The 14,218-nt window shown below is 37.6% G+C and carries 12 protein-coding genes, 1 tRNA gene and 1 riboswitch; of the genes, 4 read left to right on the top strand and 9 right to left on the bottom strand.

What is annotated here, in order from left to right:
• Positions 1 to 186: 186 nt before the first annotated feature.
• Positions 187 to 353, bottom strand: a riboswitch (M-box (ykoK) riboswitch).
• A gap of 126 nt (positions 354 to 479) precedes the next feature.
• A complete protein-coding gene (locus RU87_RS09885; protein WP_279626856.1) occupies positions 480 to 605 on the bottom strand; it encodes a hypothetical protein in 126 nt (41 codons plus the stop codon).
• A gap of 340 nt (positions 606 to 945) precedes the next feature.
• Between RU87_RS09885 and RU87_RS05175 the strand changes: the two genes are divergently transcribed.
• Positions 946 to 1,866: an alpha/beta hydrolase gene (locus RU87_RS05175; RefSeq protein ID WP_068161974.1), complete on the top strand. Its 921-nt coding sequence runs from the start codon at positions 946 to 948 to the stop codon at positions 1,864 to 1,866.
• A 197-nt stretch (positions 1,867 to 2,063) separates the two neighbouring features.
• On the top strand, positions 2,064 to 3,551 hold the full coding sequence (gene lysS / locus RU87_RS05170; RefSeq protein ID WP_068161970.1) for a lysine--tRNA ligase: 1,488 nt from the start codon (positions 2,064 to 2,066) through the stop codon (positions 3,549 to 3,551).
• An 88-nt stretch (positions 3,552 to 3,639) separates the two neighbouring features.
• Here the strand turns inward: lysS and RU87_RS05165 are convergent, their stop codons facing one another.
• Positions 3,640 to 4,074, bottom strand: a complete 435-nt coding sequence (locus tag RU87_RS05165) for an Lrp/AsnC family transcriptional regulator (protein ID WP_068161967.1) — start codon at positions 4,072 to 4,074, stop codon at positions 3,640 to 3,642.
• A 209-nt stretch (positions 4,075 to 4,283) separates the two neighbouring features.
• Here RU87_RS05165 and RU87_RS05160 point away from each other — a divergent pair, with 209 nt between their 5' ends.
• Positions 4,284 to 5,681, top strand: coding sequence for an aspartate ammonia-lyase (locus RU87_RS05160; RefSeq protein WP_231860431.1), 1,398 nt, complete (start codon positions 4,284 to 4,286; stop codon positions 5,679 to 5,681).
• 50 nt (positions 5,682 to 5,731) lie between these two features.
• Here RU87_RS05160 and RU87_RS05155 read toward each other — a convergent pair whose 3' ends face one another.
• The 3 genes from RU87_RS05155 to RU87_RS05145 are packed head-to-tail and all read right to left on the bottom strand — an operon-like array spanning position 5,732 to position 9,335.
• The gene (locus RU87_RS05155) at positions 5,732 to 7,681 is read right to left on the bottom strand and encodes a PTS fructose transporter subunit IIABC (RefSeq protein ID WP_068161960.1); all 1,950 of its coding nucleotides are present in this window, start codon (positions 7,679 to 7,681) and stop codon (positions 5,732 to 5,734) included.
• A 42-nt stretch (positions 7,682 to 7,723) separates the two neighbouring features.
• On the bottom strand, positions 7,724 to 8,635 hold the full coding sequence (pfkB, locus tag RU87_RS05150; protein WP_068161958.1) for a 1-phosphofructokinase: 912 nt from the start codon (positions 8,633 to 8,635) through the stop codon (positions 7,724 to 7,726).
• A complete protein-coding gene (locus RU87_RS05145; protein ID WP_082782153.1) occupies positions 8,613 to 9,335 on the bottom strand; it encodes a DeoR/GlpR family DNA-binding transcription regulator in 723 nt (240 codons plus the stop codon). The genes pfkB and RU87_RS05145 overlap by 23 nt, the downstream gene beginning before the upstream one ends.
• 299 nt (positions 9,336 to 9,634) lie before the next feature.
• On the opposite strand from RU87_RS05145, the gene RU87_RS05140 reads away from it, so the two are divergent.
• Positions 9,635 to 9,716 (top strand) — tRNA-Leu (locus RU87_RS05140).
• Positions 9,717 to 9,812: 96 nt separating this feature from the next.
• Here RU87_RS05140 and ptsP read toward each other — a convergent pair.
• The 4 genes from ptsP to RU87_RS05120 all read right to left on the bottom strand — a co-directional run bounded on the left by ptsP (position 9,813) and on the right by RU87_RS05120 (position 14,196).
• The gene (gene ptsP / locus RU87_RS05135; protein ID WP_068161951.1) at positions 9,813 to 11,540 is read right to left on the bottom strand and encodes a phosphoenolpyruvate--protein phosphotransferase; all 1,728 of its coding nucleotides are present in this window, start codon (positions 11,538 to 11,540) and stop codon (positions 9,813 to 9,815) included.
• A gap of 2 nt (positions 11,541 to 11,542) precedes the next feature.
• Positions 11,543 to 11,812 (bottom strand): phosphocarrier protein HPr, encoded by a 270-nt coding sequence (locus tag RU87_RS05130; RefSeq protein WP_068161948.1) that lies wholly within the window; start codon positions 11,810 to 11,812, stop codon positions 11,543 to 11,545.
• 206 nt (positions 11,813 to 12,018) lie between these two features.
• Positions 12,019 to 13,050 carry a 3-deoxy-7-phosphoheptulonate synthase gene (locus RU87_RS05125; protein ID WP_068161945.1) on the bottom strand — a complete coding sequence of 344 codons (1,032 nt, stop codon included), beginning with the start codon at positions 13,048 to 13,050 and terminating at the stop codon, positions 12,019 to 12,021.
• Positions 13,051 to 13,170: 120 nt separating this feature from the next.
• Complete coding sequence (locus RU87_RS05120; RefSeq protein ID WP_068161942.1) at positions 13,171 to 14,196, bottom strand: 3-deoxy-7-phosphoheptulonate synthase; 1,026 nt, start codon at positions 14,194 to 14,196, stop codon at positions 13,171 to 13,173.
• Positions 14,197 to 14,218: the final 22 nt, after the last annotated feature.

Here is a 14,218-nt window from a genome sequence, read left to right as displayed (position 1 = left end):
GTATTTTCTTTCCTTGCATCATTGTCTTAAAGGTTAAGAAATTAGCTGGATGAGCTGATCACTTTATTTTGCATGAAAAGATATTAAGCAACGACTGCTTATTTAGCAAGCTTTTCATGCAAAATAAAAGGAATCCAGCACACCAACAATAAGTTGATGCACCTGATTCCTTTTTAGTTATCAGTGCATATTAGCCTATCGTTGAACTTTAGCACTATACGGCGTAAGAAAATTTTCTAGCTACGTTGAAATAAACCTTCACGATTTATTTTGTTTGACCAGCTTGGCGTCTCTCGACATTTCGCGGCAGTAGCATATTTCCAGTATAGGAGCCTCATCTAACAATGATTATTTTATTTTTTTTACAAACTTATTGTAACGCAAAGCAGAACACTTGTAAAGGGGTCTGTTATATTTTTTTTAATTAAGCGAAACACTCAACAAGCATACTTGTTATCGGTTAACTGTTTTGCAACCCCTTAAGTCACAATTTCAAATTGCGAGTGATATAAGTCAGTATAAAAACTGTTTTCAGCCATCAAGGTATCCTGATCACCTCTTTCTATAATCTCATCATCTTCCATCACTACAAGTAAGACCAGCATACGCAAAAACACCATTCATTTTCCTTAATCGATGTACTGTGGTATTTTCAAATTTAAATAGACTTGCATTAAGATGAAACTCACACTTATGATGATGGCGCACACGTCTCTAAATAAAAGGCATTTCAATCATCTATCTTTTCCTTCAGTTTTTAGGCAAAAATTATAAAATATGCCTGATCTTCTCAGCATATGATATGAAGTCAACTGATGTTATTTATAACTAGTTTAACTTTTTTAAACTGGTGACCTTCTGGTTCATTCCCATGAAAATGATAGATGTGACAAAAATCATGGTCATATTAGGTGGATTTGTCAAAAAATTTGTTATAATATAGGAATGAAACTACTATTAAAATTATGTCTATTTTTTATCATTATACTCATTGTCATATCGATTGCTGCAAGTCTTTATTTTTTCAAAGTAGCCCAAGTCCGAGGCCCTAAGTCCTTTATTAATGAAAGTAATACTCCAACATCATCTCCTATTTACCAAGATGAAAAAGAGTTTCTTAACCTTAATAAAGAGACGTTGACATTAACTAACGATAACTTAAAGTTGACGGCTTGGTATGTACCAGCTGAAAAAACAACAAATAAAACTGTGATTGTCGTTCATGGATTTAATGCTAAAAAAGAAGAGATGGCTGCTTACGGGATGTTATTTCATAAGTTGGGCTATAATGTCCTCATGCCTGATAATCGTGCGCATGGCGCCTCAGAAGGCAAGTTAATTGGTTATGGGGTAACTGATAGTCGTGATTTGATTAAATGGACAGAGCGTCTCGTCAAACAAAATGCCAACTCTGAGATTACCTATTTTGGTCTTTCTATGGGAGCTGCCACAGTGATGATGGCTTCAGGACAAGACTTACCTAAAAATGTGAAACGCATCATTGAAGACTGCGGCTATAGTTCTGTATGGGATGAATTACGTTATCAAGCTAAAAGCATGTATGGCTTGCCAGCTTTTCCGATTTTATATGAAGTATCTGCCATCTCTAAACTAAGTGCCGGTTTTACTTATGGCAGTCCAGAAGCAAGCTCGCTCGTTGCATTATCACACAATAAGCTTCCAACATTATTTATACATGGGGATGCTGATGATTTCGTGCCAACTGCTATGGTTCACGATAATTATGCAGCAACAAAAGGGCCTAAAATGCTCTGGATTGTTAAACATGCTAAACATTCACAATCTTTAACAACCGATAAAGCTGGCTATTATGCCAAAATATCAGAGTTTTTCGCCAAATATTGATACCAATTCATTTTGCATAAAAGGTCTCTCTTTGCACAAATAGGGAGGCCTTTTTCATCGGCAAGTTTATCCGAAAGTTTGTTACAGACACTTTAATATTTTTATTCAGATGATCATCATTTACGCATTGATAGCTACACAAACACGTGGTAATATGGTAAAATGAAAGCAGTGAACTTTTTGAAATGAGGGATAAAATGGCTGACGAAACTACAGTAGAACTAAACGACCAGATGCTTGTGAGGCGCGAAAAATTGGAAACAATTCGCGAAGCTGGACTTGATCCATTTGGTAAACGTTTTGAGCGTACTGCAAACTCTGCAAGTTTAAATCAAACCTATGCAGATAAATCAAAAGAAGACTTACATGATTTAGCTGAGCGAGCAACTATCGCTGGCCGTATCATGACAAAACGTGGTAAAGGTAAAGTATCCTTTGCCCATATCCAAGACCGTGAAGGGCAAATTCAAATCTACGTTCGTAAAGATAATGTCGGTGACGAAGCTTACGATATCTTTAAACACGCAGATTTAGGCGACTTTTATGGTGTTGAAGGTGAAGTGATGCGTACTGATATGGGAGAATTGTCAATCAAAGCTGACAACATTACTTTCTTATCTAAAGCATTACGTCCCTTACCTGAAAAATACCACGGCTTAACTGATACTGAAACTAAGTACCGCAAACGCTACTTAGACCTAATTTCTAATCGTGAAAGCTTTGATCGTTTTGTCTCACGTAGTAAAATTATTTCAGAAGTTAGACGTTACTTAGACAGTCATGATTATTTAGAAGTTGAAACACCTGTTCTTCATAATGAAGCTGGTGGTGCAGCTGCTAGACCGTTTATGACACACCATAACGCACAAGATATCGACATGGCTTTGCGTATCGCTTTAGAACTTCATCTCAAACGCCTTATCGTAGGTGGCATGGAAAAAGTTTATGAAATCGGTCGTGTTTTCCGTAACGAAGGCATGGATACAACTCATAATCCTGAATTCACTATGCTTGAAGTCTATACTGCTTATACAGACTACACAGATGTGATGAATTTAACTGAAGGCTTGATCAAACATGTCGCTAAAGCTGCCGTTGGTAAAGATATCATCTCTTATGATGATCAAGATATCAATCTTTCTGATGCATTCAAACGCCTTCATATGGTTGATGCCATCAATGAAAAAACTGGTGTTAACTTCTTTGACATTAAAGATTTAGACGCTGCTAAAGCAGTTGCTAAAGAACATGATATCAAGATTGAACCACATTTTCGTTGGGGACATATCGTTAACGAATTCTTTGAAAAATATGTTGAAGCAACGCTTATCCAACCAACATTTATCTACGGACATCCAGTAGATATCTCACCACTTGCTAAGAAAAATCCAGAAGATGACCGCTTCACTGACCGTTTTGAACTCTTTATCGTTGGACGTGAATTCGGTAACGCCTTTACAGAATTAAACGATCCTATCGATCAACTAGAGCGTTTCGAAAAACAAGCTAGTGATGCTGCTAATGGTGATGACGAAGCGACTGGTATCGACTATGATTTTGTTGAGTCTCTCGAATACGGTATGCCGCCAACTGGTGGTCTTGGTATTGGGATCGACCGTTTGGTTATGTTATTAACAGGAGCGCAATCCATCCGTGATGTACTCTTGTTCCCTACTATGAAATAAGTCAATAAAAATAAATTAAAAACTTGAAGATAAGTCATCTTCAAGTTTTTTTATGATTGAACTACTGAGCTGCAAGTATCTCATCTTTTCACTCTTGTCTGAGTCCACGTGATGCAACAGGTGTTGAAAAGACAATTTGTGTTTGTGTATGACCATATTTTTGTAATAAACCAATAAAATTGTCTAATTCATCAGTACTTGGAAAAACGACCTTCAATAACATAGAATAAGGACCGGTAACACAATCACACTCCAAAACATTAGGACAGCTCTTGATAAATGGATAAAAAGAAAGCTTATCTGCCGGCTTAACCTCTAAACTCACATATGCCTTAATATGATAGCCTATTTTTTTATAGTCTAAAATACCTTGATACCCACAAATAATGCCTTGTTTTTCTAAGCGTTGCAGTCTAGCAGATGCTGCTGGAGAAGAAATAAAGCAAGCTTCAGCAAGTTTCTTCAAAGGGATACGACCTTGTTTCTGTAGCAAATTTATCAGTGTTTTATCGATATCATCCATATAAACTCCTCTTTTATCTAATTAAGTGATTACATCATGACTTAACTATATCATAGCACATGCTAAGAAAACTTTCTTTAATTAAGCAAAAATCACTACATATAGCATTTATTTCGCTATGTTACTTAATCTATTGTCTGTAAGATACTGATATGGTAAGATTTCTTTATTAATCAAATACGCATATACAACAAGGAGACTAAATGGACATGACGAGGATTGAAAAAGATAGCTTAGGCACAAGAACCCTTCCTGCGGATGCTTACTATGGCATTCATACCCAAAGAGCCAGTGAAAACTTTAAAATCAGTCAACAAACACTCCACCCTCTACTCATTAAGAATATGGTAAAAATAAAGAAAGCTGCAGCAATTGTACATCAGCAAAATAACGAATTAGACGACCGCAAAGCAAACGCTATAATAGCAGCTTGTAATGATATTTTGGCAGGAAAATTAGCAAACCAATTTATCATAGATGCCATACAGGGTGGTGCCGGTACCTCTGCCAATATGAACGTGAACGAAGTCATTGCAAACCGATCACTTGAGATATTAGGGGAACCACTCGGTAACTACACCTGTATCAATCCTAACGATCACGTCAACCGCTCTCAATCCACAAATGACGTCTTCCCAACTGCAGGAAAAATGGCCATTCTGGAATTATTACTAGGGTTAGAAAATGCACTACAACTGCTCTCTAAAACCCTTAAACAAAAATCTCTCGAATTCAAAGATGTCCTAAAAGTTGGACGTACCCAATTACAAGATGCTTTACCAACATCACTCGGTAGATCTTTTGGTGCTTATCAACAAGTGATTGAGCGTGAATATCAGCGTATCATCGCGATCAAGTCAGAACTCACGACTGTTAACTTAGGAGGTACCGCTATTGGTACCAGTATGAACGCCTCTCAATACTACTTAACTCAAGTTGTTCCTACGTTAAATCAATCTTTTTTCACACCACTAAAACAAGCAGAGGATTTAATAGATGCGACACAAAACCTCGATAGTTTTATGCAGGTATCAAGTCGCTTAAAAGGCATCGCTACAACCATCTCTAAGCTATCAAATGATTTAAGACTGATGTCAAGTGGCCCCCAAGCAGGATTTACAGAAATCCAATTACCCGCTAAACAAGTCGGCTCTTCCATCATGCCTGGCAAAATCAATCCGGTCATTCCAGAAGTCGTCTCACAAGTGGCCTTTCAAGTGATAGGAAACGATCTCACTGCAACTTTTGCTGTTGAGAGCGGGCAACTAGAATTAAATGCTTTTGAACCTATTTTATTCCAAAATATCTTATCATCTATCGACTTACTGACCAACGCAATACAAACTTTGTCAATAAATGCCATACAAGATATAACAGCTAACGAGAGTTACTGCCTTGAAAGTGTGATGCATAGCGATATCATGATTACAGCACTTACGCCATATCTATCGTATGCTACTGCAGCCAACTTGATCAAAGAAGCACGTCAGAAAAGATGCTCTGTACGCGATTTAGCTTTTAAATATAAACTTTTACCGGTTGCGCAACTTGAGCATTTATTTAGTATCGATTCACTGATATCAAATCCTGATAAGATGGCTATCTGATAAAAAAAGAACGTCTCATCGACGTTCTTTTTTTTAATCTATCAGTTGATTTATTTAGCTTTACGTAAGCTACCAAAGATCACACCTGAGATGATTGCACCAATGACAACCGCAACGATGTACATCACTGGGTTACTTGTCAAGGCGATAACGAAGATACCACCATGAGGTGCCATTAGTTTAATACCAAGCGCACCAACAAGACCACCTGTGATAGCTGAACCAATTACAAATGATGGAATAGCACGTGCAGGGTCAGCAGCACCGAAAGGAATTGCACCCTCAGTAATAAATGATAGACCCATTACAATATTTGTTAAACCAGAGTTTTGCTCTTCTTTAGTAAATTTATTTTTGAAAAGTAAAGTTGCAACGAATACTGCAAGAGGTGGTACCATACCACCTGCCATAACAGATGCCATCACGATAGATCCACCGCTCGCTACTGTTGCTGCAAGTGTACCAGTACCAAATACATAAGCTGTTTTGTTAAATGGTCCACCCATATCGATCGCCATCATACCACCAAGAATAGCACCTAAGACAACTGCATTCGCACCTGAAAGACTATTTAGGAAGCTTGTAAGACCACTGTTGATCGCTGCCATTGGAATGTTCACAAATAACATAAGGAAACCTGTGATCAATACACCAAGTACTGGGTAAACTAGAATAGAGATAATACCATTAAGTGAACGTGGTACATTTGCAAAGATTTTTCTTAAAACAAGGATAACACCACCAGCTAAGAAACCACCAACAAGTGCGCCTAGGAAACCTGACGGTACACCAGCAAGCGCAAGAGTCTTTTCACCACCACTAGCAAATGGTACTTTACCAAACGCTAAGCCATTTGAAGCAATTGCACCAGCAACAAAACCTGCTACCAAACCTGGTTTTTCAGCAATAGAGTAGGCGATATAACCAGCCAAGACCGGTAACATGAAGCCAAATGCTGCACCACCTAATTGTTTGAAGGTAGAAGCAAGTTCATGGTAACTACCAAGATTATGTAGCTGATCTTTAGGTACACCCATACCGTTATCAATCAAGAATGCAATCGCAATTGCAATACCACCACCGATAACAAATGGTAACATACTTGATACACCACTCATAAGGTGTTTGTAGAAGGCTTTACCAAGACTTAGTTTAGCTTCAGAAGCTTCTTCACTGCTTTCACCTGTTGCTTTATATAGTGGTAAGTTACCAGAAACAGCTTGGTTAATCAAGTTTTCAGGCTCACGGATACCCGCTGCAACTGGTTTTGCAATCAATGGTTTACCATCGAAACGTTCCATTTCTACGGCTTTATCAGCAGCAATGATAACACCTTTTGCTTTTTGAATATCTTCTGCTGTTAGGCGATTACCTACACCAGATGCACCATTTGTTTCAACTTTAATCGCAACGCCCATCTCTTTGGCTTGTTTTTTCAAAGCTTCTTCAGCCATGTAAGTGTGTGCGATACCTGTTGTACAAGCAGTAACAGCAACGACAAAGTCTTGATCAGCTTTAACTGGTTCAACCACTTCTTCAGTTTTTTCAGATTCTGCTGAATTAAACGCTGCTAACACTTCATCAGGTGTATTTTTTGTACGAAGTGCATCTGCAAAGCCATCTTTCATGAGATACTGAGAAAGTTCTGCAAGAGCTGCCAAATGTGTATCATTAGCACCTTCTGGTGCAGCAATCATAAAGAATAAATCAGTTGGTTGACCATCTAATGATTCATAGTCAAGACCACCTGGTTTTTTAGCAAAGAGTACAACAGCTTCTTTTACAGCACTATTTTTGCTGTGAGGCATCGCGATACCTTCACCAAGACCAGTTGACGTTAGTGCCTCTCTAGCTAAGATACCAGCTTTAAACTGTTCAAAATCAGTCACATACCCTGTATCTACTAATTTTTGGACCATTTCTGTAATGGCACCAGCTTTATCAGTTGCAGAAAGCGAGAGAATCATCGCATTTTTTTGTAATAAATCCTGAATTTTCATAAGAAAACCTTTCTAATATAAAAACTATAATATAAATCCTAATTACCGTTCTTCAACAACAACCTGTTTAGCGATTTCTTCGATGAATGCTGCTGAAGCTAAATCATCTGAAAACGCTGTTGCAGTACCACAGGCAACACCTTGTTTAAAGGCCTTAACTGCATCATGTGATTTTGCAAATTCACCTACAAAACCAGCAATCATAGAATCACCTGCACCCACTGAATTTTTCACAACACCCTTAACAGCTTTGGCAAAATAAGTTTTGCCATCTGCAAAAAGGAGTGCACCATCTCCAGCCATAGAAATCATTGCGTATTGTGCACCATCAGTTAAAAGTTTATGTCCATAAGGAATAAGCTCTTCAACTGAATCAAATGTCACACCATAAATCGCGCCAAGTTCATGATTATTGGGTTTTACCACTAATGGTTTATTGGCAAGTGATTTCACAAGTACGTCACCTTCAATATCGATGACAAATTCTGCACCTTGTGATTTTATTTTTTCAATAACATCTAGATAAAAATTTTGACCTAGACTTGCTGGTGCAGAACCAGCCAATACAACGATATCTGAAGGTTTCAATACTGATAATTTATCGATGAAAGCTGCACGCTCTGCATCTGTTATCTCTGGACCAGCACCATTAATTTCACTTTCAATGTCAGACTTAATCTTAACATTGATTCTTGTATCTGATGTAATAGTTACAAAATCTGTCACGATTTGTTCAGCTTCCAACTTCGTTTTGATAAACTCACCAGTAAATCCACCAAGAAAACCAAATGCTGTCGAACTTGAATCAATACGAGATAGGATACGTGAAACATTAATCCCTTTACCACCTGGGAATTTATCGTCACTCGTCATGCGGTTAACTTCACCCACTTTAAATTCTGGTAATCTGACTAAAAAGTCAATAGATGGGTTAAGTGTTACTGTGTAAATCATTGATTTCCTCCGTTATTATCTCAATACTTTTATCAAATTCTGCAATTTTTGCAAAATAAATTTTACCTAATTTTGAACTGTCAGCAAGTATAAATTTCTTTTTAGCTTGCCCTAAAACCAATCGCTTAATCGTCGCTTCTTCGTCATCTGGCGTTGTGATACCACCATCACGTGAAATACCATTAGCCCCGACAAAGGCCTTACTAAAGTTAAATGACATGATTTGCTGGACGGCGACATTTCCAGTGACAGCATCTGTTGTTGCCTTAACAACACCTCCGATAACAATCGTTTTAATCTGTCGATCTAGTAATTCTGAGGCTGTATGCACTGAATTAGTCACGACTGTCAGATTACCCACATCGGATATGTATGGTGTCATCATGGCTACCGTGGTTCCGGCATCCATAAAAATCACATCACCATCTTCAAGTTTTTCAACAGCTTTTTTAGCTATCAAACGTTTTTCTGCGACGTGCTTGACAGACTTTTCAGCAACATTCTCTTCATAGCGAAGACTCTCAAGACTTTCAGCACCACCGTGCAGTCGTTTAAGTTTATGCGTGTGATCTAGCTCAGTCAAATCTCGTCTAACTGTCGATTCACTCGTCTCTAACTCTTGAGCTAAAAATTCTAATGTGACATAACCACTATGGTTCACTAGGTCTAAAATCTTTTCTTTTCTAGCCTTTTTTAACATAACAATCCTAACATTTTAGTGGTAGTTTAATTAGGAAGTATGACGACCTAATCCCTTTTTCACTAAAAACTTTTTGTTTTGTAACCGCTTGCGTTATCATTATACAAGCATTATTTATCATTGTCAAGCATTATCTTCCAAAAACTATCAATTATAAAAATCTCTTCCAAAATCTTCCATTTGATCGCCACCAAACTGCTAAAAATGAAGCACTAAACAGACTAATGACTCATTTTACATAAAACTATACGACATCATCAAAGTACTTTCTGTTGTTTTTTGCTATAATGAACAAGTACGCGGAGGTGGCGGAATGGCAGACGCGCATGCTTCAGGTGCATGTATCCTTAGGGTGTGAGGGTTCAAATCCCTTTCTCCGCATCAAGAAAAAAATAAAAAAAACACGCGTGATGATCCCACGTGTTTTTACTTGCTTAAAGAAAAAAGTTCTGATGCGTGAACACCAGAACATTTTTCTTATTTTGTATAAGCTTCAACTAAAGCGACAACTTCTTCCAAAGTACCACATTCAGTTAATGCTTTATTAGCTAATTCTTGCATCTTAGTTGTATCAAGACGTTTCATCAAGCTACGTGTTTGTAAAATTGATGTAGCTGACATAGAGAATTCATCAAGTCCCATACCCACAAGAAGCGGTACAGCTGTTTGATCTCCAGCCATTTCACCACACATACCAGCCCATTTACCTTCAGCATGCGCTGCTTTAACAACATTGTTAATTAAACGCAAAATTGATGGGTTGTAAGGTTGGTATAAATAAGCAACTTGCTCATTCATACGGTCAGCAGCCATTGTATATTGGATTAGATCGTTAGTTCCGATTGAGAAGAAATCTACTTCTTTAGCGAATTGGTCTGCAAGCATTGCTGCTGCAGGAATTTCGATCATAATACCAACTTGGATATCATCAGCGACAACGACACCTTCAGAGACTAAGTTTGCTTTTTCTTCATCAAATATTTTCTTAGCTGCACGGAATTCTGTAAGTAACGCTACCATAGGGAACATGATGCGTAATTTACCATGAACAGAAGCACGAAGTAAGGCACGTATTTGTGTACGGAACATCGCATCTCCACCCTCAGATAAGCTAATACGGAGTGCACGGTAACCAAGGAAAGGATTCATTTCTTTTGGTAAGTCGAAATAAGGTAATTCCTTATCTCCACCGATATCCATCGTTCTAACAACGACTGGTTTACCATTCATACCTTCAAGAACTGCTTTATAAGCTTCAAATTGCTCATCTTCAGTTGGGAAATCTTGAGAATCCATGTATAAGAATTCAGTACGATAAAGACCAACAGCTTCACCACCGTTATGATTAACACCTTCAACATCTTTAGGTGTACCGATGTTAGCAGCTAATTCAAAATGTTTACCATCTGCTGTTAGTGTTTTAGCATCTTTAAGTAATGCCCACTCAGCTTTTTGATCTGCATAAGTTTTACCAGCAGCTATAAATTCTGCTTGTTCAGATTCACTTGGCTCAATAATAACATCACCTGTAATACCGTTAACAGCCAAAAGTTGACCATCTGTCACAAGTGACGTGATATTGTTTGTACCAAGTACAGCAGGGATCTCAAGTGTACGTGCCATAATAGCTGAGTGACTTGTACGACCACCAATATTTGTGATAAATGCTTTAACAAATTTTTTGTCTAACTGTGCTGTATCAGAAGGTGTCAAATCGTGCGCAACTACGATAACCTCTTGGTCAATCGTTGCTGGGCTAGGTAATTTTTTACCAAGAAGATTTGCAAGTACACGTTTTGTAACGTCTTTAATATCGGCAGCGCGTTCTTGCATGTATGGATTATCTTCCATACCTTCAAAAATACCGATAAACATATCTGTTACTTCTTTAAGCGCAGTTTCAGCATTTGTTTTCTTAGCACGAATAGTTTCTTTAATTTGACCGATCATCTCTGGATCTGCCAAGACCATCAAATGTGCATCAAAAACTGATGCTGCTTCGTTTCCAAGGCTTTCTACGGCTTTTTCTCGGATAACGTTAAGCTCGCCTGTGCTGGCCTCAAGGGCAGTATCCAAGCGAGCTTCTTCGTTGTCAGTATTTTCGACAGTAACTGTCTCAAATGACAAATCCGGTTGAACCAGTAGATAAGCTTTGGCAACTGCGACACCGCTAGATGCGGCAATACCTGTAAGCTTCTCTGTCATGATTATTCTCCAGCCAATCCTTCTTTAGTCATAGTTTCGCTGATTGCAGCAATTGCGTCAGCAGCGTCAGCACCTTCAGCAGAAATTGTAACGTCAGCGCCTTGACCAACACCAAGTGACATAACGCCCATGATTGATTTAAGGTTTACTGATTTACCTTTATATTCAAGGTTGATATCAGAAGTGAATTTTGAAGCTGCTTGAACAAGCAAAGTTGCAGGACGTGCGTGGATACCTGTTTCAGCTACGATGTGAAAGTCTTTAGATGCCATGATTGCATTCTCCTTAGTGTTTTCGATTTTTTCTAACTTTGCATTAGGCAAAGCTATAACAACATAAGTTTATCACAAAATGAAAAGGTTTGCAATGAAAAGACAATATTTTTTTGACTCTGACACTATTGGCTTTTCAAAACTTTTCATCAGATACATCACGCTACTTTATTCAATGAGAAGATGATAAAAAGGCTTTCGCCTTTTTATTTTGTTAACGTTTCATAGATTTCATTGATCAACTCTTGTGTTTTATCCCAACCTAAACAAGGATCTGTAATTGATTTACCATAAACTTCTGGTGTATCTTGGCGACCATCTTCAAGATATGACTCAATCATAAAGCCACGAACTGTTTGCTTAATCTTTTCATTCCAGTCTCTATTAATTAATGTTTGACGCACGATACGAATTTGTTCCATGAATTGTTTACCTGAGTTATCATGGTTTGTATCTACAACGATAAATGGATTAGCAAGCCCCATTTTTTCGTATTGATTAATTGCTTTTAGTAAATCATCATAGTAGTAATTCGGTACGTTTTCGCCATATTCATTTGTTGCACCACGTAAAATAACATGAGCAAGCGGATTACCATCTGTGTCAACTTCTGCATTGCCATATAAGAAATTTTGTTTATTTTGCGCTGCATGAACCGCATTAAACATAACATTTAGATTGCCTGAAGTTGGATTTTTCATACCAGTTGGTACATCAATACCAGAAGCAACAAAACGGTGTTCTTGATCTTCAACAGATCTAGCGCCTATGGCATGATAACTTACCAAGTCATCTACCATATGTAAATTTGATGGATATAACATCTCATCTGCAGTTGTCAAGCCTGTTTGTGTGATGACTTTATAGTGTAAATCACGAACAGCATGAATCCCATTGATCAAATCAGGTAATTTTGAGGTATCTGGTTGGTGCATCAATCCTTTATAGCCGTCACCATTAGTTCTAGGTTTAGCCGTATACACACGCATGACCATAAAGATTTTGTCTTTAACTTTCTCTTGTAAGCTAGCAAGTCTATGTGCATAATCTAATACTGCTGCCTCATTATCAGATGAACATGGGCCGATGACTAATAATACACGGTCATCTTCGCCTTTAATTATATTCATTAATTCATTATCACGCGCAGTTTTCTTAGCTAATGCGTCATCTGATAATTTTGCATGTTTTTTGATTTCCGCGATATTAATCACGCTACCCTTTTGATGAATTCCCATTTTGATATTTCCTTCTAATTTTTATAAAATTCTGACAAATACGCTCAAATAAAAAGCCGAAGTAGACTCCAGTTTTTTATCAGTTAACTTTTTAACAACACGACTAAACTGACGTGAGTATTAAAGCGTTTCATATATTTCGTTGATCAACGCAACTGTTTTATCCCATCCTAAACAAGGATCCGTAATCGACTTACCAAAAGTAGTCGGCTCATCTTGACGACCATCTTCTAGATACGATTCAATCATAAAGCCACGAACATATTTTTGAATCAATGGATTCCATTTGCGATTAATTAAGGTTTGGCGAACAATACGAATTTGTTCTAAATAACGCTTACCTGAATTATCGTGATTCGTATCAATCATGATGAATGGATTAGCAAGCCCCATCTTATCATAGCTTGCAATCGTATCTAACAAGTTATCTGTGTAATAGTTAGGGATATTTTTGCCATATTCATTTAAGGCACCACGTAAAATAGCATGAGCTAAAGGATTTCCTTCAGTTTCTACTTCAGTACGGTTAAACAAAAAGTTTTGTGGGGATTGCGCAGCGTAGATACCATTAAACATCACGTTAAGGTTACCAGATGTTGGATTTTTCAACCCAACAGGTACATCAATACCTGAGGCAACAAATCGGTGTTGTTGATTTTCAACAGAACGTGCACCTACAGCAATATAGCTGACTAAATCATCAATAATACGAAGATTTTCAGGATAGAGCATCTCATCTGCTGTCGTCAAGCCTGTCTCAGTAATGACTTTATAATGCAATTCACGAACAGCTTTGATCCCATTTAATAAATTAGGTTGTGCTGTTGCATCAGGTTGGTGGATTAGCCCTTTATAGCCATCACCATTTGTACGAGGTTTTGCCGTATAAACACGCATCACCATAAAGATTTTATCTTTAACTTCTTCTTGAAGTTTAGCTAAACGTCTAGCATATTCAAGTGCAGCTTCTTCATTATCAGATGAACATGGGCCGATGACCAACAAGACTCTATCATCTTCACCTTTGATAATTGCCTCTAATTCTAAATCGCGACTAGCTTTTAATGCTTTTGTAGCCTCAGAGAGTTTACCTAATTCTTTGATATCTTCTATTTCTAACTTTTTCGATAATGGTTTAAATGTCATTTTTATACTTTCAATTTTCTAA

This window comes from Pseudolactococcus plantarum, assembly GCF_002441715.1.
In the GTDB taxonomy this organism is placed as follows: domain Bacteria; phylum Bacillota; class Bacilli; order Lactobacillales; family Streptococcaceae; genus Pseudolactococcus; species Pseudolactococcus plantarum.
The sequence above is the reverse complement of the archived record's forward strand: the minus strand, read 5'-3'. Positions and strand labels throughout refer to the sequence as shown.

Excerpts from the sequence above, each read along its gene's own strand:
- RU87_RS09885 (WP_279626856.1), bottom strand. The coding sequence starts at position 605 with ATGCTGGTCTTACTTGTAGTGATGGAAGATGATGAGATTATAGAAAGA.
- RU87_RS05175 (WP_068161974.1), top strand. The coding sequence starts at position 946 with ATGAAACTACTATTAAAATTATGTCTATTTTTTATCATTATACTCATT.
- lysS (WP_068161970.1), top strand. The coding sequence starts at position 2,064 with ATGGCTGACGAAACTACAGTAGAACTAAACGACCAGATGCTTGTGAGG.
- RU87_RS05165 (WP_068161967.1), bottom strand. The coding sequence starts at position 4,074 with ATGGATGATATCGATAAAACACTGATAAATTTGCTACAGAAACAAGGT.
- RU87_RS05160 (WP_231860431.1), top strand. The coding sequence starts at position 4,284 with ATGACGAGGATTGAAAAAGATAGCTTAGGCACAAGAACCCTTCCTGCG.
- RU87_RS05155 (WP_068161960.1), bottom strand. The coding sequence starts at position 7,681 with ATGAAAATTCAGGATTTATTACAAAAAAATGCGATGATTCTCTCGCTT.
- pfkB (WP_068161958.1), bottom strand. The coding sequence starts at position 8,635 with ATGATTTACACAGTAACACTTAACCCATCTATTGACTTTTTAGTCAGA.
- RU87_RS05145 (WP_082782153.1), bottom strand. The coding sequence starts at position 9,335 with ATGTTAAAAAAGGCTAGAAAAGAAAAGATTTTAGACCTAGTGAACCAT.
- ptsP (WP_068161951.1), bottom strand. The coding sequence starts at position 11,540 with ATGACAGAGAAGCTTACAGGTATTGCCGCATCTAGCGGTGTCGCAGTT.
- RU87_RS05130 (WP_068161948.1), bottom strand. The coding sequence starts at position 11,812 with ATGGCATCTAAAGACTTTCACATCGTAGCTGAAACAGGTATCCACGCA.
- RU87_RS05125 (WP_068161945.1), bottom strand. The coding sequence starts at position 13,050 with ATGGGAATTCATCAAAAGGGTAGCGTGATTAATATCGCGGAAATCAAA.
- RU87_RS05120 (WP_068161942.1), bottom strand. The coding sequence starts at position 14,196 with ATGACATTTAAACCATTATCGAAAAAGTTAGAAATAGAAGATATCAAA.